The organism is Anaerococcus marasmi (genome assembly GCF_900290195.1).
Classification (GTDB): domain Bacteria; phylum Bacillota; class Clostridia; order Tissierellales; family Peptoniphilaceae; genus Anaerococcus; species Anaerococcus marasmi.
The window spans coordinates 1,821,298-1,845,555 of the sequence record NZ_OLMF01000004.1 but is presented as its reverse complement, the minus strand read 5'-3'; the positions used below and the strand labels follow the sequence as shown (position 1 = coordinate 1,845,555).

The following is a 24,258-nucleotide window of genomic DNA, read 5'->3' as shown; positions in this document are numbered from 1 at the left end:
TTTTTTATTATTTTTTCTCAATAATTTCAATCTTGTATCCATCTGGATCTGTTACGAAAAAGTACTTATCTGAATTGTCGCTTAGGCCTCTAAGTTCTGTAACCTCATAGCCCTTATCGCTTAACTCTTTTCTAAAAGACTTGATATCAGGGTTAGAGATTGCAATGTGGCCGTAGCCATTTCCTAAATCGTAGGCTTCTTCTTGGTCGTAATTGTAAGTTAGTTCCAATTCATAATCAGGTGAAGCAGGTAGCTTTAGGTAAACAAGGTCGAATTTCTTGTCTGGAAATTCCTTTCTCCTACTTTCAACAAAACCCAACTCTTCTGTATAAAACTTATAGGACTTATCAAGGTCCTTAACTCTAATCATTGTGTGTAAAAATTTCATATATCCTCCTAGTCTATTTATAACCAAAAGCGAAATTATTATTCACTTAGCTTTTTAGCCTTACTTTTTCTGTAAGCCCGCAATAAATTCTTCTAGCTTTTTCATGTCTTTCCTCTTAAAATATTCTACAAAATAGCTGCCCCTTGCTTGATAGTAAGCTTAATTCCTGCCTTATTTTCAACTAAGCTTATATCCTTGATATCGCTTAGCTTTAAGAGGATAAGAAGGGGACTGGCTCCACTCATTACGACAAAGCCATCTTTTCTTACTCCTCGACTTAGGATGATACTTACGAGAAGCATGATTGTCGATAGGGCTAGGATGAATCCAAATAAACTTCCATCCTTTTTTCCAGCCATTATAAGGATCAAAATAGAATAGGCTCCTATAATTATTAGAAAAGTCGCCTTTATTTAATTCTAATTTCATTTGAATAGCCCATCCTAAAATTATAAAAACTTCCTATAAGGAAGGCTATTAGCATTATTATCTTTAGCGTTTTAATGGAGTTTCTGGATTTCACCAGTCTTTTTATTTTTAACCATCAAAATCTCTGCCATAATTGAAATTGCAATCTCCTCTACAGAACCATTGTCTAGGTCAAGTCCTATAGGAGTGTAGATTTTATCCAAGTCTTCTCTCTTAAAGCCCTCTTCTTCAAGTTCATTGAATACTCTTATAACCTTGGCCTTTGAGGCAATCATACCCAGGTAGTGGAAGTCTTTATCTATTATTTTCCTAAGGGTCTTAGAATCGTAGGCGTGACCTCTGTTACATAGGACTATATAGGTCTTATCCTTATCAAAGCCGATTTTTTCTACTGCATCTTCTATTGGATCATCGATATAGTCTTTGATTTCACTAAAGTCAGGATTTTGCCTAAATTCACTTCTATCATCTATTACTGTAACTTCAAAGTTAGTCTTTGTAGCAACCCTCGCTAGCTTCTGGGAAATGTGGCCTGCGCCAAAAATCATAAGGCGATTAGCTGCCTTGAAGTATTTTACAAATCCTCTCGAATTTCCCCCGCAGCTCATCTTAAGCTCTCCATTTTTGGATAGGTTGTAGTCAAACTCGAAGGATTCTCCCTTAGCAAAGCCTTCCATACACCTTCTTATGACATCAGCCTCAATTTTGCCTCCGCCAATTGTACCGAAGGACTTTCCATCTGATGTGACAGCCATTAGGGAGTTATCTTCTCCTGGAGTAGAGCCCTTGTTTTCTATCAAAAATACCAGGGCTGCATCCTTCCCCTTTCTGTTTTCTTCATAAATTTTCTCTAAAATATCTGCCTTCATAGACCCTTCCTTCTTTTCATTATGAGAAGTCCCTCAAGACTCCCTCCGCCGATTAGCCTAGCCTTATCAGAAATAGTAGCCACATTACGAGGAATCACTCTAGGGTCGACATCTCCGACCTTCATCCCCTTAGTCACTTCAATCCCTTCATTGATCATACCACGAACCATTCCGTCAAGGCCCGCGTAGATTTCCTTACCGGAGACTATCGCAACCGCTTCTCCCTTCTTTACAACTGAGCCTAAATCTTTTAGGATATGAAGCCTACCATCTCCTGTAGATCTTAGGATTCTTTCTGTCGTAAATCCGTTGATATTGCCAGGATTACCGGTGTTTAGGGCGGCAGGTCCTTCAAATATTAGTCTGCCCAAATCGTGGCCCCTATTGGTTTCTATGACCAAGTCCACGTCTTCACCAGCGGAAAAACCAGGTCCAAGTCCTATGGTTATAGGAGCCATGTCCTTGTTAGTCCCGAGGTTTTTCTTAGCTAAGATCCCATCTATCACACAGATAGGCTCCATCTCTTCTATGAATCTTCCCTTAGGGTCAATTGTTACAGCAATCTTATCTTCTGCAAAGGCTTTTTCCATTTGAGACCTATCTTTAGAGTAAACTGCCCTTATATCTTCGATCTTTATTTCTCCCTCAAAGATCGCCTGAGCTACTGCGACATTTCTTCTGATACAGGTTGGTCTTTCGATTTCTAGGACCAAGACGTCAAAGCCAACTCTCTTAAGCTTCTGGATAGTCCCTGTTGCGACATCTCCTCCGCCCCTTACTATTACGAGATTCTTATTCATGGTCACGCCTTAAATTCTCGTAGGCTTCTATGGTATCAATATCCAATAGCTCGTCTTCGTTTTCTATTGGGACCTTGTTAGTCTTGCCGTCTTTGGCAAAGATCATTCCTCCTTGATCATCTTCAAGGCTTAAAAGCTTATCCCTGTAGCTAGCAGGAAAAATCACCGGCGCTCCCCTTCTCATCCCTACTACAGGATAGGTCATAAGATTCTTTTTCTTAAAGGATTCGATTAGTTTCTCGCAAGTTTCTTTCCTAAGAAGGGGCTGGTCTGCAACAAAAAACATCATGTTGGCGTCTTCATCGGTCTCCCTTACACCAAGCTTGATTGATGAAGATTTGCCGATCTCATTATCAGTATTACAAATAGCCACAAAGTCCCTAGACCTTGCATCTTCTAGGATTTCTTCGTAGGAAGTGGCGACTATAACCTCATCAAATCCTACTTCCTCCAAGAGATCTAGAGTATGCTCGTAGATTTTCTTTCCCTTAAATTTTAACATCAGTTTGTTCTCTCCCATCCTTTTAGATAGGCCTGAGGCCATTAATATGGCATTAATTTTCATAAAACTTTTCCTCCTTAATCGATCCATAGGATAATTTAATATCAGGAAAATCAAAATCCTCCCTGATCTTACGGACATTTGCAAAGTCTCTCTCGCTTTCTACCTGGTTTAGGAAAAGATATTTCCCTCCATCAAATCCCTTATAGAAACCCTTATCATAAGCGATTAATCTTCTTATCATCTTAGAATCTATGATACCAGTCCCTATATTTTTTGAAAAGCCCTTATAATTATAAGTAAAATCTTCCTTAAGCTCACGTCCTATAATTTTAATAGGCAAAACCCCTATAGCTTTTGTCGTAAAATCATAAATTACAGGCTCGTAATCATACCAAAACTTAAGGGGAAGATTCCTACAACCATCTGCTTCTATCAAGACATAATCAAAATCATCAAGAACTTCCTTAAGATTATCATATCCCACACTCTTTAGCTTCCCCTTGCCAGAAACTTCCTCTCCCAAAGATACTATCCTCTCTGACCTATCATTTACATAAGAATCAAAAGAAGTATAGGTCGTGTAGTTTGGATCTTTAGGCAGGGCGATTTTGGTAGAAGTCGTCATAAGGACCCTGCCCTTTCTTGACAAGCTAAGGGCAAGATAAGTCATAAGACTCGTCTTGCCCCCAGATCCTGTTATTGAAATTATATCATTTTTTTGAATATCAAATATTTCTTCTATTTTAGTCATCAAATTTCTTCCTTGGTTTGCTATAAGCCGTATCAGCCATTGGAAAATCACGTCTTAGGATTCCGTCAAGCTTGTAGTAGGCTCCTTGGGCTGCTGGAGCAATCGGAATTGTCGCAATCTCTCCTACTCCCTTGGCACCAAAGGCCCTATCTAGCAAGCGATCGTCTGGCTTACTTACAAAGACAGTCTCTATTTCTGGAATCATTGGCGCTCTCCAAAGGCCAAGTGTTCCATATTTGGCCTTGACCTTGGATTTATCTAGCTTGAAGTTTTCTGTAAGGGCGTAGCCTAGACCCATTACTATTCCTCCCTCAAGCTGACCTTCGATAGCCTTAGGATTTATGACCTTGCCGGCATCGGTTGCAGCAAAGACTTTTCTAACAGTCCCGTCATCATTTAATATTACCACATTCGTAGAAAAACCGTAAGCGACGTGGCTTACTGGATTTTCCTTTTCAGATCCCAGTGGATCTGTAGGATCGAAATATTCGTGGAAATATTCCTTGCCATTAAGGTCACTTATATCAGAGGCCTCATCTAAGTCCTTCTTAAGCTTTTCAGAAACTTTCTTTATGGCTTCACCAGAGATCAATGTCTGACGAGATCCTGATGATGTACCGGAATCTGGTGAGTTGGCTGAGTTTGGATGGATTATCCTAACTTGATCTGGACGAAGTTCTAATATATCTAGGACCATTTGCTTAAAGACAGTTTGCGCTCCTTGGCCCAAATCACTTGCCGCACAATATACTCTCGCCAATCCATCTTCAACGACAATCTTTGCCCTACCCTTATCAGGAAGGCCTACACCGACTCCGGCGTTTTTCATAGCGCAGGCAATCCCTGCCCTGTCTTCGTTTTCTTCAAAGATTTCCTTAGCCGCCTCTAGAGTTTCGACAAGGGCAGTAGAGGAGTCTGCGATCTGCCCATTAGGAAGGACCTCGCCAGGTCTAATGGCATTTTTGTATCTTATTTCCCAAGGAGAAATGCCCACCTTTTCTGCCAAGAGATTGATATTGCTCTCGAAGGCAAAGTTCGATTGGCAAACTCCAAAGCCTCTGAAGGCTCCTGCTGGAGGATTGTTCGTATAATATCCATAGCCGTCGATTTCGGTATTCTCGTAATGGTAAGGTCCTACAGAGTGGGTACAAGCTCGCTCTAAAACTGGTCCACAGAGAGAAGCGTAGGCTCCTGTGTCCATCTTGATCGTAGCCTTCATAGCTAGGAAATTGCCCTCTTCGTCACAGCCTAGCTTGAAAGTCCCAACCATTGGGTGTCTTTTCGGATGGAACTTCAAGGATTCGTCACGGCTAAACTTAATCTTGACCCTTTCTTGGAACTTGTAAGCTGCAAGAGCTGCAATGTGCTGGCAAGATACATCTTCCTTGCCCCCAAAAGCTCCTCCAATTAGCTTATTTTCTACCACAACTCTTTCTGGCTGATCTTCCCAGCCAAACATAATAAGGGTCTCTTTTCTAGTATCATAGACAGATTGGTCTGTGGTATAAATCTTTACCCCATCACCCATTGGCTCCGCGATAGCACATTCTGGCTCAAGAAAAGCATGCTCGGTAAAAGGAGTCGTGTAAGTTTCTTCTACTATATATTTACATTTCTTGAAAGCTTCTTCCGCATTGCCACGGCTCACGTGTCTTTCTTGGCAGAGATTGCCAGTTGGGTGGATGAAAGGAGCTTCTGGATCTTCCGCTTCTTCGATTGAAGAAATTGGCTCTAGCTCTTCGTATTCGATTTCAACTAATTTTTTAGCCTCAGCAAGGACCTTATCATTTTCTGCAACCACAAGACAAAGTGCATCTCCTTCATATCTTGTGATATCCCCCTCTTCAATAAAGACATCCCAATCTTGGAAGATATGGCCTACCTTGTTGTTTGGCACATCTTTGGCAGTTAGGACTCCTATTACTCCAGGAAGGGCCTCCGCCTTAGTCGTATCGATCTTTAAGACCTTGGCTCTTGGGAACTTGCTTCTAATAGCAGATCCTACCTTCATATCATCAAAGATCATATCATCGACATATTCGCCTATACCTAGGACCTTATCGTGGGCATCGATTCTTATAAATTCATCTCCAACCTTGACCCTGTCCTTTTCGTCACTAGTAATTTCAATATTTCCATTTATGATTTCAGAAGCAAACTTGATTCCTTCGATGATTTTGACATAACCTGTACATCTACAGATATTTTGCTTGATGCCTGCCTTAATCTCATCCTCGCTAGGATTTGGATTCTTTCTAATGATAGCAGCCCCGCTCATCACCATTCCTGGTGTACAAAAACCACATTGGACCGCTCCAGCCTTAGAGAAAGCATGGACAAAGGCCTTCTTCTCAAGTTCTGTGAGACCCTCTATGGTAAGGATTTCCTCATCCTTAAGCTTAGAAAGCTTCTGGGTACAAGAAGGTTTCTTGCTATCTCCAACAAGGACAGTACAAGTTCCGCAAGCACCTTGGGAACAACCGTCCTTCACTGATGTAATATGTAAGTCATCACGCAAGAACCTAAGAAGAGTCTTATCCTCATAGGTCTCGTATCTTTTGCCATTTATCTTAACAATTATAGGATCAGTATCCTTAATCCTATCTCCTACCAATATATTTGTCATAATTCACCTAAATAAACTTTCTATCTATAAATTTCCCTCGGCCCTTCTCGCCGTAGTTCTTATCATCTTCCAAAATCACTTGACCCCTTGCTATAACAAGCTTTACCTTATAGTCAGACTCAAAGCCCTCATAGGTCGTATAATCGCAAGCAGAATGCCTATTTTCCTGGCTAATCGTGTAAGTCTTCTCATCAAATACAACAAGATCTGCATCCTTACCTACTTCGATACTTCCTTTCTTATAAGAAAGACCGAAAATCTTGCTAGGATTTGTACAAAGTAAGTCGACTAGCCTTCCAGGACTAATTCCCCTACGGATTCCCTCTGTAAGTACAACTTCCATCCTCTCCTCGATTCCTGGAATCCCTCCTGGAGCATTTAGAAAATCATCCTTGTAAGGAAGCTTCTCGCTTTCGTAATAGAAAGGGCAGTGATCAGTTGCTATAACATCAACAGTCCCATCAGCTACTCCCTCCCACAAGGCTTCTACATCCGTATCTTTCCTAAGAGGAGGAGCACAAATGTACTTGACTCCTTCGCTTGGGCCGCCTTCCTCATACTTCTTGTCCGTATAGGTCAAATACTGGGTACAAGTCTCACAGTAGAGGTTCTTCACTCCACGTTTTCTCGCATTTCTAATCTCTTCAAGACCTAACTTTGAAGAAGTGTGGACTATATAAAGCTTAGGGAAACCTGCAAGCTCGCTCAAATAAATAAGCCTATTAATAGCTTCTGCTTCTGCTTCGCTAGGTCTAGTCTTGGCGTGAAAAATCGGAGCGAAATTCTTAGCCTCTTCCGCCTCTTTCCTAAGCTCAGCTATCATGCCATCGTTTTCACAATGAACACAAACTACCGTTCCAGTCTCCTTAGCCTTTCTAAGAACCTTAAGCATCTTTCCATCATCGAGCTTGCCTCCATAAGTCGTATAGATCTTAGTAGAAACAATCCCTTGACCAAAAAGCTCTTCCATCTCATCAAGAATGGCATCACTTGCCTTCTGTATAGCCCCATGGAAAGAATAATCAATCACAGCAGCTCCATCAGCCATCTTGTGATACTTCTTAATCATCTCTCCCACGAGAGAATCTCTCGGACCAAAGGCTATATGATCTACAATAGAAGTAGTCCCGCCAAAGCTTGCCGCCCTAGTTCCCGTATAGAAATCATCAATCGAAATAAACTTGCCCAAATCCAGGGACAAATGCGTATGGACATCCACCCCACCTGGCAAAGTAAGAAGCTTCTTACAATCAATCACCCTATCGGCACTTCGATTAATCTCATCACTAATCTCACTTATCTTCTCATCATCTATATAAATATCACGAAGGATAAAGTTTCCTTCTTCTATAATATTTGCATTTTTAAGTAAAATACTCATCCTAACTCCTAAAGTTATAACATGTAACATATCACATTTATAGCCAACCCATCATAAGTTAACGTTTACACTTACATATATTCTAACATAAAATTAAGAGAAATATAAGAGGAGATAGGAAAAATTTTGATTATTCTAGAATAATTTAGAAAATGTCCTTGTTTATTCTGCTCAAAATCAAAACAAAGAAAACTAAAATATTAGCTAATACTTCCTTGGAAAATAAAGGAAAATAAAAACAAATCACAAATTAAAAAAGGCTTTTTACGCTGTAGACCTCTCACTTAGTCCTCTCAAAGCCGGACGGGCTTTTTTCGAGTTGGCGGAATGAGGAATTTTTAATAAAAACATAGTATGTGAGAAGAGATGTCTCGACTACGCTCGACATAAGGGGTAAGAAAACGAAGTTTTCTCTCTCCTTCCCTTGTTTCGACCGAAGTGGAGAAACCTCACGCCTTATAGTAAAAGTGTAAGAAATTAAAAACTTCGAATTATAGTAATTCACATAATTACCGCCATCTCTAATGGAATTGTCACAGTGAGCATAGCGAACTAATGAAATTCCTTAATCGAGGCTTTGCGAGGCGAAGTCCTCCTAGAGCCGGACGGGCTTACCTCTGAGCCCGCAAACTACCGTCGACAGAGCGAAGCGACGAGAGATCTACAGTATTTGATGACATGTGTATATAAAAGTCCAAGTTATCTACCTAAATAACTAAATAACGAAATCTCAAATCATACACGCCCCAAAGTTCTGTAGACCTCTCACGTAGTCCTCTCAGAGCCGGACGGGCTTTCTTCGAGGTGGCGAGATGATGTGATTTTTAATAAAATTAAAGTATATGATAAGAGATGTCTCGACTACGCTCGACATAAGGGGTAAGAAAACAAAGTTTTCTCTCCCTCTCCCTTGCTTCGACCGCAGTGGAGAAGCCTCTCGCATTGCTATATCTACGTAAATAAGTAAATAATAGCCAATTATAAAAATCAGCCCTAGTACAACTAAGACTGATTCTTATAAAAAACTTAAAAAACATTTATATACTTATCTGTGAAACTTATCTTCCATTGAGTTTGCTATTCTTACTAAGAGCAGCATTACCGGTACTTCTACCAAAACTCCTACTACTGTTGCAAGGGTTGCACCAGATGATAGGCCAAATAGCGAGATAGCAACAGCTACAGCTAGTTCGAAGAAGTTAGATGCTCCTATCATTCCGCATGGAGCAGCTATAGAATATGGCAATTTTGCAAGGTATGCCATTCCAAAGGTTATAGCAAATATAAAGAAGGTTTGAAGTATAAGTGGTAGAGCTATAAGAGCAATATTTAGAGGTTGGTCGATAATTTTCATTCCTTGGAATGAGAATATAATTATCAAAGTTAGCAATAACCCAACCGTAGTGTATTTATCAAATGATGGGATAAATTCATTATTTAAGTAATCTTCACCCTTATTTTTTATCACACGCCTTCTTGTTAAGATACTAAATATAAGAGGAACTACTATAAATAGTATGATTGATAAAAGTAGGGTCCCCCAAGGTATATTGATATTGCCCCTCTTTAGTAAAAAGCTTACTATTGGTATATAGGCAATTAGTATAATAAGGTCATTGCTCGCCACTTGAACTAGGGTATAGGCACTATCCCCTCTTGTTAGCTTACTCCATACAAAAACCATGGCTGTACATGGAGCTGCCCCTAACAAAACTGCTCCTGCTAGGTACTCTGATGCTAGATCTCCACTAATGATATTTTTGTAAATCCCAAAGAAAAATAATCTAGCTATTAGGTACATAGTAAAGGGTTTGATAACCCAGTTGGCAATCCATGTTATAAATAAACCCTTAGGATTGTTTCTGATATTTTTTATACTATTAAAATCAATCTTTAGCATCATTGGATATATCATGATCCATAAAAGTATGGTTGTTGGAATAGATACATTATAAAACTCAAACTCTCCCAGAGTCTCTGGAATAGCAGGTATAAAGCGTCCAATTAAAACACCTATAGCCATGCATATTAAAACCCAAAGTGTAAGATTTTTTTCAAAAAAGCTTATATCTTCTTGTTTTTTCATCTATCTAGCTCCTCATCTATCTCTCGGATTAAGTCCTTTAACTTCCCTTCGATTTCTTCTATTACCTTGACAAACTCTTCATCAGACTTGCCAGTAGGATCTCCTATCCCCCAGTCATACTTTTTGTGCTTGAAAGGAAGGAATGGGCATACTACATTGCAACCCATAGAGATTACATAATCGACCACTGGTAGGTCATCTATAAGCTTGGAATAGTGGCTTTCTTCCATATCTATCCCATGTATTTCTTTAATAAGTCTTACTGCATCTTGGTTTATCTGAGGTACTAGCTCAGTTCCTGCAGAGTAAAAATCTATCTTATCTCCAGCAAATTTCTTGCCAAGGGCCTCAGCTATCTGAGACCTGCAAGAATTGTGAACGCATATAAAGGCAACTTTTGTTTTTTCTGTCATATCTACCTACTTAATTAATTTATCTAGCTTAGATCCCTTGATCTCATCACTTGACCATGGGATTATTATGAACTTTCCATCTGTACGATCATCAACCTTATTTATCCATTCTATCTCACTATTAGCTTTAGCTTGTAGGGTCTTGTTAGTTGAGCCAGTCTTAGCTATAGATGAATTTATAATCCACCACTTACTATAAATCCCCGCTCTTTTTAGGTCTTCTTCAAGTCTTACAGACTCATAGAAGGGAGTAGGCTCAGCAAGGGTTACAATTAGGACTTCTGTTTCATCACTATTTTTTAGTCTAGGGAGAAGTTTCTTTGCTGATTCTGGAACATTACCTTGGTTTTTTTCTATCTCTGTATTATAGGATTCTGTAGAATCTAGGAGCAGAAGTGTATGGCCTGTTGGAGCTGTATCAATTACAACAATCTCATCATCCGCCCTATCAACCACATCCGCAAAGGCTCTAAATACAGCAATCTCTTGGGTACATGGTGATCTTAAGTCTTCTTTTATATACTCTAAGTCTTCATCAGACATGGTTTTTCTAGCATTTTCTAGAACTTCTTCTTGGTATTTTCTAAGCTCCTCTTCTTCATCTATATGGCTTATAGTTAACAAGTCATCTTCGCGAATCATACCAGTCAAATGGTTGGCTGGGTCTGTTGTAGTTAGATGGACCTTCTCTCCCTTAGCTGTAAGTCCCTTGGCTATAGCAGATGCCATTGTAGTCTTTCCTACACCACCCTTTCCCATGGTAAAGATAACTTTTTTCTCATTCTTGTATAAGTCATCTATAATATCTTTTAGACTTGTGCTTTCATTTATATCAAGATCTACATCACTAGTGTTTTCCTTATCCTCAATTAGAAGAGACCTTAAATTTTCTATACTATTTAAGTTGTATCCCCTAAGTGGGATAAAGTACCTTTCAAGATCCTTGATAGCTTCTGGCATCTTATCTAGAGCTTCTTTTTGCTTTTTATAAAAAGCTTCTGACACTTCATCATCGTAGGAACCTAATAGGCCATTTATAATAAGGATTTGATTGTTAATATCTAATTCTGCTAGTTCAGCTGAGGCCCTATTTGCTTCAAGAAGAGGAGTCTCCTCAGCTCTTGTAACTAATACTAGGCTTGTTAGACTCCCATCAGCTAGGGTATCCACAGCGAGTTTGTAAGTTTCTTTCTCATCTTCTAGACCTGATAATTGACCTAGACATGAAGCTCCGTGGGTGGATTCGCTGATAAAGCTCGTCCAAGCAGAAGGTAGTTGGAGCATCCTTAGGGTATGTCCTGTTGGTGCAGTATCAAATATTATATAATCATATTTGTCCTTTAGGTCAGCATCAGTTATAAACTTAGAAAATTCATTAAAGGCAGCTATCTCAACAGTACAAGATCCAGATAATTGCTCTTCCATATTTTCTATTACACTCTTAGGTAACTTCCCTCTATAAGGGCCTACTACGCTTTCCTTATATTCATTAGCAGCTTCTATAGGATCTAGGTTTATAACGGTAAGACCTGGCACTCCTTCTATCCTCACACCCTTATTATCAAGCTCAGTTTCAAAGACATCTTGAAGGTTTGAGGCAGGGTCGGTACTAATTAATAGGACTTCATTACCCTCATCAGCTAGGCTTATTGCGCTAGCACAGGCAGTAGAAGTCTTACCGACTCCTCCCTTTCCTGTGAAAAATAAGTATTTAGTTAAGTCAATTTCCTTGATATCAAATTGTTTCATTTAGACTCACTTTCTTTTTCTTCTTATTATTAGCAGCAGCATCCTCCGCCTGAACAGCAAGATCCACTATCATTACTTGTCTCTTCTTTGGCATCATCAGATAAAAATAACATTTCATAGAACTCTTCGTTGCTAGGGTATTTACCTGTCATAACAACTTCATCATCCACTATTACAAGAGGTAGGACATCTTCACCCTTTTCTTCTAGGAGACTATTAACAGTTTTGTTTTCCACAAACTCCTTAGTATTGTTAGTTAAGTTATATCTTTCAATGCTAGCCCCACTTTTATTAAGCTTATCAACTAGGCTAGACACTCTCATAAGTTCCTCATCTGGACTTGGTCCACATACACCTGTTGAACAACACATAGCGCCTTCATATATATACATCTTCTTCATAAAATCCTCCTTAATTTAAAATCGTCCTGTATGTGAAAATACATATAGATATATTTAAATACTTCTATATATTTGAGTAAAAAATATTTGCTTTGGATTTACTCCTTGCAAATACAATCATCTTGGATATGAAATATAGAATTTAAGCTATCTTCAATCTCATCCAAACTATCCTTATCTAAAGAGTAGAAAGTATTCTTCCCCTCTCTTCTGCTAGATATAAGACCCGCTTCTTCAAGCTTTCTCATATCATAAGATAAGGTAGGCTGAGTAATATCAAATTTCTCAAGTATCTCACAAGCACAAAGCTCATCACAAGATAACATATCAATAATCTTAAGCCTCTTAGGATCAGAAATCACCCTTAGCTTTTTAGATAAATTTTCATAATCAACACTCATAATCCACCTCATATAGAAATCTTTCTATATGTTATTTTACTGGTGGATTTGGGGGTGTCAAGGTTTTTTTTAATGTTAATGAAGATTTTATTTATATGATCAAATAAAATTACTAACCTTAAAAATATTTCCTAATAGAAAAACCAGCTACCTTCTTTGTATTATATTTTTAAAATCTTAAAAATGTTTTGTTATGATAAATTTTTTAAAGAGAATTTACTAAGCCTTGCCTTTTTAAAGATTACTCTTATCACTTTTAGTTTTACTTAAAGTCATTATTGTATTTCGAATCTGCTTAAGATTTAATATTTATAGATTACCACCTATATTAGGTATCAAATTATAAAACTATATTTAAATTTACCAATCATCTTCTATGGATTGAAGAATGATAGGTACTGACTCTATATCATTATTGTTTTTCTCATTAATATATATGGATTGAACTAACATGATTATTGCTTCTCTAACGGTTTTTAAAAGAACAATTGATAATTCTTCAAATTCAATTCTAGAAACTATCATAGATGATATCTCATTTTCAGGATTATAAATAGGTTCAAATTCCCCGTCTAAGATTTTTAAGTACTGGTGCTCCATATTATTCCTAATATTATAAGCTGTATTTAATTTTGTATTAACCAATCCTCTATATCCATGAGTATCATCATTATATAAATCCTTTTTTATCCAATATAACCCTCTTAAAATATAATTTGAACTCATATATTTTCTTATAGGATTGTCAATCTTTTTCTTATTTTTAGTTACCTGCTCTCTCCATATATTGTTAAAGTTAACGATTTTTCTTGGTATCCCCAATTCATAATATTCATTTATAAAATACGCTATCTTATCAAAAATGGAATATACAGATTTATATGCACTTTTAACTTTCTCTATATTAATATTATTTATTGAGTAATCAAATGTATTTGCGATATACACATCTTTATCTGAAAAATGTGGTTTTTTATTATATATCCCATCAAATATATTGTATCTGGCTGAACAATATTCCTGTTTTATAAGATTAAATAATCCATGAAATCTAGGAGTTACAAATCTTAGTGGTTCTTTCATATTCGGTAAGTGAAGTATATCATTGGATACTTCCAAGCTTTTATTATAGTCATTTAAAGTATTTAATACCAGTGAATTTTTCACTTTCCAATCTATGTATCTATCTTCTTCAGGTATACTATGATCGTTCCAGTCCAGTGATTTCTGCTCTATAAATGATTCTATAGTGTCCGGATACTCACTTGAAACGGACTCCAATATACTTTTTACGCTATCCATTCTTGATTCATAATGTTTTCTCGCATCCTCATATATAGAATTATCTTTACTATTTAGCGCACTTCTATAAAGATTAAAAGATTCCAAATATAGCATTAATTTATGTCCATAATCATAATCCAACTCAGCATAATGAACTAAATAGTCTCCCAAATTTGCTATACCCATGCCAAACCCATCGTTAACTGTTTTAAAAATTGATTCTATTGCAGACGGGATTCTACCCAGACCAGATAATATATTTGAGTAATTCACTATACTCTGATTTAATAGCATTTTATTATAACTTCTCTCTTCGTCACTTATTATTTTATGATTTAATAAATACTTATTTTGAATATTAATTGATTCGGTATGAAAATATAAGCTTTTTGAAATACTCCCTTCCATGTTCTCTGCCCCACCCTCTAGATAAACTAAACTAGAGTATGAGGTACCAATCATATAAAAATATTTTGCTCTTAATAAGGGATGTAACTCTTCATTTTCTGATAGTCTAATGCTTTCATCTATCGCTGAGTATATACCCTGAACATCTTCATTATCCATAGCCTCATCATGATTAATACTCTGCTTTATCATTTTCTCATCTTCATACCACTTCACTTAAATATTCTCCTACATTTACATAACTATACCATCAAAGTACTCTGCCTGTTCTACTATTAGATCTATTATCTTATTTCTACTATCTTTTGAATACTCATATCTAGCTAATAGTCTTTTTACTGCCCTTCTCATGCTGGCTCTGCCGGATTTTCTCATCATCCGGTCTGGTGTCATTTCTTTTGCTATAGCTTCTGTCAGTTCTTGGGTAAAGGATATAAGCTCTTGGTCAGTGTAAAAATTATTGATATTTTCTGGTTTTGATATGGCATGGTAGAATGCAAGCTCTTCTTTGCTTAAACCTAGGGATTGGTTTTCTTCTTCTAGTCTTATAATCTCTTTAGCTAGGTCGATTAGGGCCTCTCTAACCATGCCTAAATTGTAATCGTTCTTGTCTTCTTTTACTAAACCTGCAAATTTATCTAGGCTTTCGGCATTATCAAGCAAACTTTCCCTATAGTTTTTCATAATACGTATTAGCCTTTGGGAAAACTCATCTCCCTTTACTATATCAGACCTAGATAGCAGCCTTATCTCATCTCCTATAAGCTTATTTAAAAGCTCTATACTTAGATTTTTTTGCTCCATCTCTGTTACTTTTTCTAAAAACAATGGATCAAATAGGCTAAAGCCTTTGTCAAAATCCTGGAAAAGATTTATAACACCCTCGCTGTGGATGGATTGTTCTAAAAGTCGGCTAATTTGTTGGTTTATCTCTTCCTTATTAAATTTTCCCTTAGATGTAATCCTATTTAGACTAGTACGAATAGCCTCAAAGTAAGATGCCTCTCTTTGCTCCTTTTCACTAGTTATAGATGAGCATAGGCTATGGGCTTGTTTTAGGGCATAGGATTCTTTTTTAAAGTTATTTTGCTTTTGCTCTGAAAATGTTAGAATATGGTTTAGCCCCTCTCTTATAAGGTCAGCTAACTGGGCACTTGTCACATTTTCTGAAAATATCCTAGCATAGTTAAAGCTATAGAAAAACACATCTCTACAAACTTCAAGCTTCTCTTTAAACATAGGATAGGCTGAGTCCCTAATATCAGCATTTGCTAATTGCTTCTTATCATTTTGGGTATAGTTACTCATAGCTTCTTTTAAGGCAGATGCTATACCAATATAGTCTACAACTAGGCCACCCTCCTTGTCCTTAAAGACCCTGTTGACCCTTGCAATGGCCTGCATAAGATTGTGCCCTTTCATAGGCTTATATACATAGAGGGTAGATAAGGAAGGCACGTCAAAACCTGTTAGCCACATATCTACAACTATTGCTATTTTGAAAGGATCATTGTCATCCTTAAATCTTTTGGCAAGTTCCTCCTTATCTGATTTGTTGCCTATGATTTCTTTCCACTCTATAGGGTCATTGTTGCTAGCTGTTACAACAACATTTACTTTCTTATCCCAGCTAGGTCTTTTTGCTAAGATTTTCTTATAGATCTTTACTGCAATTTCCCTATTATAGGCAACCAGCATAGCCTTGCCGGTCAATAAATTTTCTCTACTTTCTTCATAATGGCTAATAACATCATTTACTAATGTATCTATAGCCTCATCAGATCCTATTATTTGTTCAAGGCGGGATAGGTCTTTTTTGCTAGCCTCTATATCCATCTCATTGGCCTTGGCACTAAGCTCTTCGTACTTACTATCAATCTGTTTTAAGATATCTTCTCTTAAACCCAGATTTATAACCCTATTTTCATAATAAACAGGCTTAGTTGCACCATCTTCTACTGCTTGAGCCATATCGTAGACATCTATATATTGGCCAAATATTTCTTGGGTATCCTTGTCACTTTGGCTAAGAGGTGTCCCTGTAAATCCAATATAGGCAGCTTTTGGCAAGGACTTTCTAACTAACCTAGCCATGCCTGAAACAATCTTTCCATCCTTGGTCATCTTTTCTCGTAGACCATACTGAGACCTGTGGGCCTCATCTGCTATGACTATTACATCATTGCGGTCTGTTAATGGCTCCTCAGATTCCGCAAACTTTTGCATAGTTGAGAAAAATATGCCATTGCTCTTCCTATTATCTAACAAGTCATGGAGGTGGTTACGGGACTTTGCTTGGATTGGATTCTGTCTTAAAAATTGGCTAGCCCTTGCAAACTGACCATAAAGCTGGTCATCTAGGTCATTTCTGTCTGTTAAGACAACAAAGCTTGCCTTCTCTAAGATACGAATCATATAAGCTGTATAAAAAACCATGGACAAGGACTTACCAGAACCCTGGGTATGCCAAAAGACCCCAGCCCTACCATGACCTAAGCTTATGGCATCTTTTGTAGAGGCCACTGCTTTGTGGACTGCAAAGTATTGGTGGTATTGGGATAGGATTTTGTTTGTCCCATCATCCTTATGTTCAAAAAATATGAAGTTTTTTATAATATCCAAAAATCTATCCTTGCTAAGCACACCAGAAAGCAAAGTTTTGTAATCAGCATACTGGGTTGACTCATAGGAGCCATCAATAGATTTCCACTCCTTATACCAGGCCATGCCAGCAGTGATAGTCCCAAGTTTGGTAGTAGTAAAGTCAGATATGATATTAAAGGCATTGTAGACAAATAGGTTTTCTATGTCATACTGGTAGTTTTTAATTTGCCTATAGGCACTATCCACATCTGAAACGATAGAAGTCATAGACTTTAGCTCTATGACCACTAAAGGCAGGCCGTTGATATATAGGATAATATCTGGTCTTTTAGTATCCTTACCTATTATAGTTAGTTGGTTGGTGACTACAAAGGAGTTATTGTCTATATTCTTATAGTCTACTAAGTATAACCTAGTAGTCTTTTGTTCTCCATCTTCATAGTGGGATATCTCTATACCATTTTGAAGGTAGTCAAAAAATACCTCGTTACGGTTGACCAAAAATCCTGCATCTATATTTTTTATCTGATGGATGGCCTGGTCTATAATCTCCATATCTATGCCTGGGTTAATAGTAGCTAGGGAATCTACTAGGATTTCACTAGCTATAACTGCCTTCATGCTATCCCTTACAAGCTCTTGGTGGGGAATATATGTGTAGCCTAAGTCCTCGATATATTCTATAAATAAATTTTCAAATCCATCTTCTAGGTATATCTCACTCATAATCTGTATCCTCATCATCAATTTTTATATTAGAAACATCAATCTCCCCACTCATTAGTTTTGGGAGGAGGGTGTCTCTGGTTTGGGCTAAGGTTTGGTTTTCTAGTTTTAAAGTTATTACTTTTGTTCTAATAACTTTGAAATAATTTAATATGTTAAGCTTTGAAATATTTTTTGGTAAAGCAAATCTTATATTATTTATAAAATCCTTATTAGCATGGGGTATCGCAGATCCTGTATTTTGATTTCTAATATAGTTTTCATTACTTTTTAAAAACCAATAGATAAATTCTCGATATTCTAAATCTTCGATATTAAGAAAACTAAACGTTGAACCAAGGGCACCATTATATCCATAATATATATTCCCTGCATTTGCTCCATCCATTAACATAAAGATATCCATATTTTCAATTTTAATTATTTTTTCGTCTAGAGTATATGAGGGACTTTCAGAACCATCAATTACTCCTTTTACTATATAGGGAACACTTCCCTCTTTCCCATAATCTAGCAAACTTTTAGGTTTTTTACCTTTTTGAAACTTAAATAAATCCCCAAATTTTACTACTTCCCAACCTTCAGGAATTAATCCTAGTTCACTTTCTACAAAATTTCTATCTTTAAATGGTTCAAAGTCTACAAACCATGATTTGTAAACAGCTTGGGCTTGGATTTCTAGGTTTCTTATGATTTTATTATTTATGCTTATTTTATAATCTAATGATTTTAAAATTTTGACTATTTTACATCTAACATTATCCACAGGCCACTTTATTTTTATTTCCATAATATTTCTACTATTCAATTTTGGCTGAGCTGATCCTGTTATATACGCACTTACATCTATAAAATTAAGATAATAATATATATAGTATAAATCTTCTAAATTATCGAATCCTAATATGTGGGCATGATTATTAACCCAGAATTTTCCTTTTGCTATATTAGCTATATTTTCTTTTCTATCAATTAAATTTGCTCCATCTTCAGCTACCAGCAAATATATCCCATCAAATATATAATCATCTATATGGTCTATAATCCCTTGTGCACCATAATAAGGATAAATCTTATTTAACTTTTGTCTTTCTATTTTAGAGACCGGTATCCTTTTTTTATTATGAGATGTACATAAATTCCCTAATTTAACAACCTCAAATTCCATAACCAAGCTCCCCAAGCTGTGTTCTTACCTCTTCTTCTAGCCTGCTTGATTCTTCAAAGAGTAGTCCCAGTTCGTTTGTGAGTCTTTCCATTTTTTCTTCAAAAGGCTCACCATCATCCTCTACTTCCTCTAGACCTACATAGCGGCCCGGAGTTAGTACAAAGCTATTTTCTTCAATTTCTCCTATATCAGCTACATGGGCGAAGCCTGCCTCTTCTATATCTTTTCCTTCTACAAAGTCCTTGTAAGTATCAGATATCTTTGCTATATCTTCTACTGATAGGTCTCTGTGAGCCCTGTCTACCATGTGGCCCATATTTCTGCAATCTAAAAACAGGGTCTTATCTTTTTGTTTTTTATCCTTATTGATAATCCATAATGTTACTGATATACCTGTAGAATAGAATAGCTTATCTGGCATAGCTATTATGGCTTCTACCAAGTCATCTTTTATAATATTTGCTCGGATTTCTCCTTCTTTACCAGATGTTGATAAGGCACCATTTGCAAGGACTAGGCCCATTTTGCCCTTTGGTGATAGGTGGTAGATCATATGTTGCATCCAGGCAAAGTTGGCATTTCCTGCTGGAGGGAGTCCATATTTCCATCTCACATCATCTACTAGCTTGTCCCCTCCCCAGTCTTTATCATTAAATGGAGGGTTAGCTAATATATAGTCTGCACGCATACTTTGGTGTTGGTCTTCAAAAAATGTATCTGCAGCCCCTTGTCCTAGGTCTCCTTCTAATCCATGGATAGCAAGGTTCATTTGAGCCAGCTTCCAAGTATTGGCGTTGGATTCTTGGCCATAGATAGAAAGCTGATTGACCCTACCTTGGTGGCGTTTGACAAAGCCTGCTGATTGGACAAACATACCTCCAGCCCCACAACACGGGTCATAGACCCTGCCTTGGTAGGGTTCTAGGACTTCTACCAGGGTCCTTACTATGGATGATGGAGTATAGAATTCCCCAGCATTTTTTCCCTCTAAAGAAGCAAATTGAGCTAGGGCGTATTCGTAGGTACGGCCTAGGATGTCTTTTGACCCTCCATGCTCTTTTAGCTTTAGATTATTAAATAAGTCTACTACTTCTCCCAAACGTCTTTTGTCCAGTTCTGGTCTGGCATAGTTTTTTGGTAGGATACCTTTTAGCCTGTCGTTTTCTTCTTCTATGGCTACCATGGCCTTGTCTATGACTTGGCCAATTTCTGGGGTCATAGCCTGACTTGCCACATAGTCCCAGCGAGCTTCTTTGGGTACAAAGAATATATTTTCTGCCATATACTCATCACGGTCTTCCTCAAAGCCGTCTCCTTCTTCTATCAAAGCTTTGTATTTTTGCTCAAAAGAATCTGATATATATTTTAAAAAGATGAGACCTAGTACAACGTTTTTGTACTCAGCCGCATCTATATTGCCACGTAGCTTATCAGCTGCTGCAAATATTTCCTTTTCAAAGCCAAGATTGGCCCCACTTATATTTTCTGCCATTCACTACTCCTTTATATATTTACATATTAAATCTTTATACTATAGATATATTCTTAGTTACTATTATAACAAAAATATGCATTTTTTAACAAAAACTCTCCTTACTTATCACATTTATATTTATCTTGAAGAAATTTAAAAATAACAATATTGATACATAATTTTTATACATAGATAGTTCGATTTCAACTATTAATTTATTAGCTGATTCTACTAAAGCTAATTATAAGTATGTTTTATTTACCGTCATTATTTTCTACCTCTATATTTCTTAATATTCTCCCAATTGTATTTATTCAAACAAAGTTTTTATAGATTATTTATTTAAATTAATCTCATATATTTGATTATCAAATAGAGCATTTAATACAAATATTTTATCAAAATTTATTCCATAAATTTCTCTTATTCTTTTTTCAAATTCTAAAGACTCATCTAATCCTGCTGTATAATTTATTATAAGTAATGAATTTTCATCAAATTCTCTATAAATCTTTAATTTTTGATTTTTATCTTTTACAGCTTCAATATACTTATCTACTATTGTCCCTATCCAAAAAGCAGATGGTAAAAATCCAATAATTCTCTGACCATCAATAATCATTTTATTTGGAAATGATGATTTTGGATATAGGTTTGTGTTTGGATCTAGCTTCTTATATTGATTAATAGATTGTAGTTCTAGTATTTCATTCCCTTTTTTATAATAGTAACTATCAATAAACTTATTTAAATCATCCTCGACATCAGATGTATAATTACCATTTATTACTTTGTTAATAGCCTCAAAATCTTTCTTTTGTGCCGGCTTAACACCTTTCATCTTTATATACTCATTTAAAGTTTTATCTTTATATATAAAGCTTTTAATAAAATCATCAAATTCTACAACTGTAACCTCAACACCTATACTGTCTTTATAAGATATAAAATCAGGACTTTCTAACTTTATTAAATTTTTATATCTTGAATCGTATTCTTTTAAATAATCTATTGCTATCTGTTCATTCACTTCTTTATTAAATAAGTTAACCATGATATCCTCTTAAATATTTAATATATACCATATGCGTATATCCCAATTAAAAGATCAATCTATTTATCTTTTAACAAATATCCTGATTGTGTTTCTTCATCTAAAACTTTTTTCAAAGATTCATTGCATATTTTTAATTCATCTCCTGACATTAATCTTTTAACTTTTGTTATATTTGGGTTGTTTTCGAGACTAGTGATAACGCTTGATTCATCACCCATACCTTTGGCACTATGTGGTACTGGTCCAACTAATATGAGCCTATATACGTCGCTATACTCTAGCCTACTTATATCATAATTTTTTACTTCTTCAAAAGATATGTGCACTACTCTTTTTTTATCTATTCCATAAGATTTAAAGCACCCATATAATTTATCAATCTTCATTGATAGATCACCCATTACTAGTACCTTTCCATAAGGAAGGGTATCTAACCAGTAGTCACTTTCTACCAGTAAGTATTCATACCCTACCCTATGAATGATGGCATTAAATTCACTAAGGCTTTCTGCTTGTGTAAGCTCCTCTAAGAATCTTGTATGAGCGTCAATTATCAATCGATCTATATATTTCAATTAAATCACCCCGTCAAATATTACGTTCTTATCTTCTTCAAGCTTTTTAATCTGTTCTTTGACTATTCTCATCCTTCTTAATATAGCCTTATAGTTATTTGCTATGTTTTCTTCTGCATCTTTATCTAGCTTAGGAATCTTAAGTTCTCCTAAGGTAGTAATAGGGATTATCAGGGTGCTTGTTCCACTTACTAATCTTGATATCTGCTCTTTTGCATGATCTGTTGCAAGATATGCTTGAACATAATAAGGATTAACATCACTATCAGCTTTTATCTCTATTTTATATAGGTTTCCGCTTATAATTATCTTATAATCTTTAGTATCTTCAAAAATCATTGATTTAAAGTTTTGAACCTTGGATATAACTATGTCTCTATCTTTAGCCAGATACCTAGTCTCATTTTCCTTGATTTCATCTAAGGTTTTTAAATCTGTGTAATCTATGGTATCAGAAAAGTCAGTTGCCTGCATATATTTTATTTTTGTCTTTTTAGAAGTCATTCTTTTTTCAAGATCGCTCTTCTTGATAGAACCTATGCCTCTTTGCATATTAGAAATATCCTTTAAAAGGTAATATTCACTTAATTTTTGATCCGCAGGAACAATCAATCTGGATGGTAGTAATACATAATCATTTGTAATTATATCTTTTAAAGATATTTGTTTTGCTATTTGATTAGGATTTTTATATTCCTCAAGTATTTTTGTTACATTTATATCAGTTAAAGTTTTCTTAAATCGTTCTTTCTTATACTCATTTCTAGCATCTACAAAACTAATATATTCATTATCTTGGGATATAATAAGAATTGAAAAACTAATGCCTGTTCCTTCTATTATTCCTTCTGGTAGTTGGACTATTCCTTCTATAAGACCATTATTTACTAGGAATTGCAGAATATCTTTTTCGATGTGATTAAAAAGTCTGCCTGTGGGATAAATATAAATGGCTCTTTCTAATTTTTCTAACTCCTGTAAATTTTTTATAATATAAACCAAGTCCCCAAATCTATTAATAGAATTTTCTTCTAAATAAGTTTTTACATCTTTAGATTTATCAACAATATTTTTATGCATCCATCTATTACCAGCTGGAGGAAAAGCTATTAACTTATTTGTATTTTTATTAACGATGTTAGAATTTTCAGGATTAAATGGCATTAATTGAAATTTATCTGATAATATAGAATTTTTGATTATAGCTATATTACGCTTATATGAATCTATTTCCATTCCTTCTATAATCACATCTTTATCCTGTTTTAAAATAGAGCTTATTATTTCTCCATCAGAAGAGAAAGGATTTAATATAATATCATTATCTTTAACATCTAGTAAGGAAATAAGTATATTTAATATGTTTTCACCTATGGATAAGTTGTACCTAGGATCCAAGTAATGATTTAACTTATTATTAGTTAATAGGATCTCCAGTTCTTCTTTAGAAAACTCTGACCTCAGCTCATCTATGAAACTACTATGGTCTTCTCTTATTTTAGAAAATATAAGATTTATAGATTCATTTTCTCTAACTTTCTCATATTTTTTAATAATATCATCATCAAAGTAGGAACAGGCAATTACAAAGTATAGGTTTTCCCTTATATATCTGTCTAAATAAGATCTATTACTTTCAATAAATTTCCAAAACTTTTCATTTATTTTTTTATTAAATTCTGACAAAATACGCTCCTTAATTTCCAGTTTCTCAAAACCACTTTTCTATATTATAGTTCGTTAGCTTATATTTGTCAAATGGTTTTGTAAAACCGGATTTGACGGTGTTTTTATATATACCTAAATTTACATAGAAAAAGACCCCTAAAGCTTTTGCCTTAGAAGTCTTATTTATATGATGGTTAACTTAATTATTTAAGTGTTGCATACATGATTGCTTTGATTGTATGCATTCTGTTTTCTGCTTCATCAAATACTTTTGATTGGTGAGATAGGAATACTTCTTCAGAAACTTCTTGACCATTTAGTTCGTATTTGTCACTAAATTTGTCATTGGTTTCTTCACCAATTGTCGTGTTTAAGTCGTGGAATGATGGTAGGAAGTGCATGAAGATTGCATCTTCTCTAAGTGTTCATTATATTATGAATCATTCAAAATATTAAATTATATTTTTCTAACATCACTAAATCCACCTAATTATA

At 35.7% G+C, this 24,258-nt stretch carries 20 protein-coding genes and 1 pseudogene; all 21 read right to left on the bottom strand.

Annotated features, from left to right (window positions below; genetic code table 11):
- Nucleotides 1-7: 7 nt before the first annotated feature.
- A complete protein-coding gene (gene gloA / locus C7D97_RS09225; protein WP_105301740.1) occupies nt 8-388 on the bottom strand; it encodes a lactoylglutathione lyase in 381 nt (126 codons plus the stop codon).
- 125 nt (nt 389-513) lie between these two features.
- Nucleotides 514-759 (bottom strand): hypothetical protein, encoded by a 246-nt coding sequence (locus C7D97_RS09220; protein WP_105301739.1) that lies wholly within the window; start codon nt 757-759, stop codon nt 514-516.
- A 129-nt stretch (nt 760-888) separates the two neighbouring features.
- Nucleotides 889-1,686 carry an XdhC family protein gene (locus C7D97_RS09215; protein WP_105301738.1) on the bottom strand — a complete coding sequence of 266 codons (798 nt, stop codon included), beginning with the start codon at nt 1,684-1,686 and terminating at the stop codon, nt 889-891.
- Nucleotides 1,683-2,486: a selenium-dependent molybdenum cofactor biosynthesis protein YqeB gene (gene yqeB / locus C7D97_RS09210; protein ID WP_205408064.1), complete on the bottom strand. Its 804-nt coding sequence runs from the start codon at nt 2,484-2,486 to the stop codon at nt 1,683-1,685. Before yqeB ends, C7D97_RS09215 begins: the two co-directional genes overlap by 4 nt.
- Nucleotides 2,479-3,051 (bottom strand): nucleotidyltransferase family protein, encoded by a 573-nt coding sequence (locus C7D97_RS09205; protein WP_105301736.1) that lies wholly within the window; start codon nt 3,049-3,051, stop codon nt 2,479-2,481. The genes yqeB and C7D97_RS09205 overlap by 8 nt, the downstream gene beginning before the upstream one ends.
- Nucleotides 3,041-3,742 carry a selenium cofactor biosynthesis protein YqeC gene (gene yqeC, locus C7D97_RS09200; RefSeq protein ID WP_105301735.1) on the bottom strand — a complete coding sequence of 234 codons (702 nt, stop codon included), beginning with the start codon at nt 3,740-3,742 and terminating at the stop codon, nt 3,041-3,043. Before yqeC ends, C7D97_RS09205 begins: the two co-directional genes overlap by 11 nt.
- Nucleotides 3,735-6,368 carry a selenium-dependent xanthine dehydrogenase gene (gene xdh, locus C7D97_RS09195; RefSeq protein WP_105301734.1) on the bottom strand — a complete coding sequence of 878 codons (2,634 nt, stop codon included), beginning with the start codon at nt 6,366-6,368 and terminating at the stop codon, nt 3,735-3,737. The genes yqeC and xdh overlap by 8 nt, the downstream gene beginning before the upstream one ends.
- 7 nt (nt 6,369-6,375) lie before the next feature.
- Nucleotides 6,376-7,749: a dihydropyrimidinase gene (hydA, locus tag C7D97_RS09190; RefSeq protein ID WP_105301733.1), complete on the bottom strand. Its 1,374-nt coding sequence runs from the start codon at nt 7,747-7,749 to the stop codon at nt 6,376-6,378.
- 1,045 nt (nt 7,750-8,794) lie between these two features.
- Entirely contained in the window at nt 8,795-9,835 is a 1,041-nt protein-coding gene (arsB, locus tag C7D97_RS09185) for an ACR3 family arsenite efflux transporter (protein WP_105301732.1), read from the bottom strand.
- Entirely contained in the window at nt 9,832-10,248 is a 417-nt protein-coding gene (locus C7D97_RS09180) for an arsenate reductase ArsC (RefSeq protein ID WP_105301731.1), read from the bottom strand. Before C7D97_RS09180 ends, arsB begins: the two co-directional genes overlap by 4 nt.
- A 6-nt stretch (nt 10,249-10,254) precedes the next feature.
- Entirely contained in the window at nt 10,255-11,997 is a 1,743-nt protein-coding gene (gene arsA / locus C7D97_RS09175) for an arsenical pump-driving ATPase (protein WP_105301730.1), read from the bottom strand.
- 29 nt (nt 11,998-12,026) lie between these two features.
- The gene (gene arsD / locus C7D97_RS09170; RefSeq protein ID WP_105301729.1) at nt 12,027-12,398 is read right to left on the bottom strand and encodes an arsenite efflux transporter metallochaperone ArsD; all 372 of its coding nucleotides are present in this window, start codon (nt 12,396-12,398) and stop codon (nt 12,027-12,029) included.
- A 98-nt stretch (nt 12,399-12,496) separates the two neighbouring features.
- Complete coding sequence (locus tag C7D97_RS09165) at nt 12,497-12,799, bottom strand: ArsR/SmtB family transcription factor (RefSeq protein WP_105301728.1); 303 nt, start codon at nt 12,797-12,799, stop codon at nt 12,497-12,499.
- A 360-nt stretch (nt 12,800-13,159) separates the two neighbouring features.
- Nucleotides 13,160-14,707, bottom strand: coding sequence for an LA2681 family HEPN domain-containing protein (locus C7D97_RS09160; protein WP_105301727.1), 1,548 nt, complete (start codon nt 14,705-14,707; stop codon nt 13,160-13,162).
- Between the two features lie 18 nt (nt 14,708-14,725).
- The gene (locus C7D97_RS09155; RefSeq protein WP_105301726.1) at nt 14,726-17,821 is read right to left on the bottom strand and encodes a type I restriction endonuclease subunit R; all 3,096 of its coding nucleotides are present in this window, start codon (nt 17,819-17,821) and stop codon (nt 14,726-14,728) included.
- Nucleotides 17,814-18,989, bottom strand: coding sequence for a restriction endonuclease subunit S (locus tag C7D97_RS10540; protein WP_158679133.1), 1,176 nt, complete (start codon nt 18,987-18,989; stop codon nt 17,814-17,816). The genes C7D97_RS09155 and C7D97_RS10540 overlap by 8 nt, the downstream gene beginning before the upstream one ends.
- Nucleotides 18,979-20,481: a type I restriction-modification system subunit M gene (locus C7D97_RS09145; RefSeq protein ID WP_105301725.1), complete on the bottom strand. Its 1,503-nt coding sequence runs from the start codon at nt 20,479-20,481 to the stop codon at nt 18,979-18,981. Before C7D97_RS09145 ends, C7D97_RS10540 begins: the two co-directional genes overlap by 11 nt.
- Before the next feature lie 316 nt (nt 20,482-20,797).
- Nucleotides 20,798-21,517: a hypothetical protein gene (locus C7D97_RS09140; protein ID WP_105301724.1), complete on the bottom strand. Its 720-nt coding sequence runs from the start codon at nt 21,515-21,517 to the stop codon at nt 20,798-20,800.
- A gap of 59 nt (nt 21,518-21,576) precedes the next feature.
- Complete coding sequence (locus C7D97_RS09135; RefSeq protein WP_105301723.1) at nt 21,577-22,095, bottom strand: hypothetical protein; 519 nt, start codon at nt 22,093-22,095, stop codon at nt 21,577-21,579.
- Nucleotides 22,096-23,781: an N-6 DNA methylase gene (locus tag C7D97_RS09130; RefSeq protein WP_158679132.1), complete on the bottom strand. Its 1,686-nt coding sequence runs from the start codon at nt 23,779-23,781 to the stop codon at nt 22,096-22,098.
- A 185-nt stretch (nt 23,782-23,966) separates the two neighbouring features.
- A pseudogene (locus tag C7D97_RS09125) lies at nt 23,967-24,179 on the bottom strand (ornithine carbamoyltransferase); the annotation flags it as partial.
- Nucleotides 24,180-24,258 lie beyond the last annotated feature (79 nt).

Excerpts from the sequence above, each read along its gene's own strand:
- gloA (WP_105301740.1), bottom strand. The coding sequence starts at position 388 with ATGAAATTTTTACACACAATGATTAGAGTTAAGGACCTTGATAAGTCC.
- C7D97_RS09215 (WP_105301738.1), bottom strand. The coding sequence starts at position 1,686 with ATGAAGGCAGATATTTTAGAGAAAATTTATGAAGAAAACAGAAAGGGG.
- yqeB (WP_205408064.1), bottom strand. The coding sequence starts at position 2,486 with ATGAATAAGAATCTCGTAATAGTAAGGGGCGGAGGAGATGTCGCAACA.
- C7D97_RS09205 (WP_105301736.1), bottom strand. The coding sequence starts at position 3,051 with ATGAAAATTAATGCCATATTAATGGCCTCAGGCCTATCTAAAAGGATG.
- yqeC (WP_105301735.1), bottom strand. The coding sequence starts at position 3,742 with ATGACTAAAATAGAAGAAATATTTGATATTCAAAAAAATGATATAATT.
- xdh (WP_105301734.1), bottom strand. The coding sequence starts at position 6,368 with ATGACAAATATATTGGTAGGAGATAGGATTAAGGATACTGATCCTATA.
- hydA (WP_105301733.1), bottom strand. The coding sequence starts at position 7,749 with ATGAGTATTTTACTTAAAAATGCAAATATTATAGAAGAAGGAAACTTT.
- arsB (WP_105301732.1), bottom strand. The coding sequence starts at position 9,835 with ATGAAAAAACAAGAAGATATAAGCTTTTTTGAAAAAAATCTTACACTT.
- C7D97_RS09180 (WP_105301731.1), bottom strand. The coding sequence starts at position 10,248 with ATGACAGAAAAAACAAAAGTTGCCTTTATATGCGTTCACAATTCTTGC.
- arsA (WP_105301730.1), bottom strand. The coding sequence starts at position 11,997 with ATGAAACAATTTGATATCAAGGAAATTGACTTAACTAAATACTTATTT.
- arsD (WP_105301729.1), bottom strand. The coding sequence starts at position 12,398 with ATGAAGAAGATGTATATATATGAAGGCGCTATGTGTTGTTCAACAGGT.
- C7D97_RS09165 (WP_105301728.1), bottom strand. The coding sequence starts at position 12,799 with ATGAGTGTTGATTATGAAAATTTATCTAAAAAGCTAAGGGTGATTTCT.
- C7D97_RS09155 (WP_105301726.1), bottom strand. The coding sequence starts at position 17,821 with ATGAGTGAGATATACCTAGAAGATGGATTTGAAAATTTATTTATAGAA.
- C7D97_RS10540 (WP_158679133.1), bottom strand. The coding sequence starts at position 18,989 with ATGGAATTTGAGGTTGTTAAATTAGGGAATTTATGTACATCTCATAAT.
- C7D97_RS09145 (WP_105301725.1), bottom strand. The coding sequence starts at position 20,481 with ATGGCAGAAAATATAAGTGGGGCCAATCTTGGCTTTGAAAAGGAAATA.
- C7D97_RS09140 (WP_105301724.1), bottom strand. The coding sequence starts at position 21,517 with ATGGTTAACTTATTTAATAAAGAAGTGAATGAACAGATAGCAATAGAT.